General features: G+C 64.7%; 2 protein-coding genes. Both read right to left on the bottom strand.

Annotated features, from left to right (window positions below; genetic code table 11):
* Positions 1-336 (bottom strand): DUF3263 domain-containing protein (locus U870_RS24160; RefSeq protein WP_115644486.1); only part of this gene is annotated, 336 nt, incomplete at its 3' end.
* A 3-nt stretch (positions 337-339) separates the two neighbouring features.
* Positions 340-807, bottom strand: a 468-nt coding sequence (locus U870_RS23440; RefSeq protein WP_025159525.1) for a DUF7666 domain-containing protein, incomplete at its 5' end; no start/stop codon positions are given.

An 807-nucleotide genomic window follows, 5' to 3' on the forward strand; every position in this document is an offset into this window, starting at 1 on the left:
CGCAGCCATGACGCGCAGGAGCCGATTGACCGTATGGGGGTCGATCTCGCGCGCGGCGGCTTCGTTGGTCGTGATGAGGTAGCGGAGGTGCTGGTAGTAGCGGGCCGCTGTCACGTTGAACCGTTCCCGGATCCGCGACTCCTTCGGGCCCGACGCTCGGGAATCGGGGTTCGCGGCTTCAAATGCGAGGAGGGCTGCCAGATCGTCGAAGTCCGGGTGATCGTCGCCGCTCGTCTTCCGGGCTTCGAGAACAACGGTGCTGCGGCGAGCGCGGGCGTTGTCTCGGTTGGCGCGTGTTTTGTCTGCTCGTGTTTCGGGTTCGGGTAGGTAGTCCATGGGTTAGCCGATCGGGTTTCCGTCGATGTCGACTTCGGCGAGTACCCGCACGGTCTTCGCTTTCAGCTTCGGGACGCTGGTGCCGTTGCCGTTGCCGTCGATGACGGTGAGGTCGGTGAGCTTCACCGCGCACTTGAGGAACCGGGTGGCGGTGCTGTAGTAGTAGCGGGCGTGGTGTGGGCGCGGGGACAGGTGGAGGCCGTTGCCGCAGGCATCGCGCGGGTCCCAGTCGGGTGCGGTGACGGTTTCACCGATCGGGTAGGCGAAACCACGCCCGGACTTCAGGTCGTCATCGACTGCTTTGTAGACGATGACTTCACCGTCCTGGATGTCGGTACCGTGGTAGGCGGCCCACTGGGTGACGTCACTGCGGTCGATAGCGGACACGTCGATGATGACGCCACCAGCATGGGTAACCCGGGCCGAGAACAGGTGCACAGCGACATAAGCCGACGCCTCGACGGTGGCCGA

This window comes from Leifsonia aquatica H1aii, assembly GCF_000633535.1.
Lineage (GTDB): Bacteria > Actinomycetota > Actinomycetes > Actinomycetales > Microbacteriaceae > Leifsonia > Leifsonia aquatica_A.